This is a genomic window from Treponema sp. R8-4-B8 (genome assembly GCF_054786175.1).
Genome location: NZ_BDHE01000394.1, coordinates 1 through 451 on the forward strand (window position 1 = coordinate 1; position 451 = coordinate 451).

A 451-nucleotide genomic window follows, 5' to 3' on the forward strand; every position below is an offset into this window, starting at 1 on the left:
AATTCGGTCGTTATAGATGCTACCAAATTCAAATTCAACAGAGAAGAAGCAAATGAGCGGCGATAGCGTATTTTTAGATACAAATGTACTGGTCTATGCGTATTCAAATATCATTGATAAGAAAGTTCGATCTTTTGAATTATTGAACCGCTTGCATTGTATAACCAGCACCCAAGTATTAGGCGAACTTAGCAACGTTTGTTTCAATAAGTTGCGCTATTCGGACAACGTCATTAATAGTATTGTTAAGGAAGTCATGATTTTCTGTGATATTTCTATCGTAGAAGAAATGACTGTTCTGCACGCGGTTTCTATTAAGGGGCGTTATGGCTATTCTTACTACGACAGCCTCATATTAGCATCCGCCTTAGAAAGCGAATGCTCGGTTTTATATTCCGAAGATATGCAGCTGTCTCTTATACACATCTTGCAGGTTTTCCTCGCGGCGCAC

1 protein-coding gene is annotated in these 451 nt (G+C 39.0%); it reads left to right on the plus strand.

Features of this window, described 5'->3' with window-relative positions:
- Positions 1-52: 52 nt before the first annotated feature.
- Positions 53-451, plus strand: a 399-nt coding sequence (locus tag ACYVRA_RS08930; protein WP_461252359.1) for a PIN domain-containing protein, incomplete at its 3' end; no start/stop codon positions are given.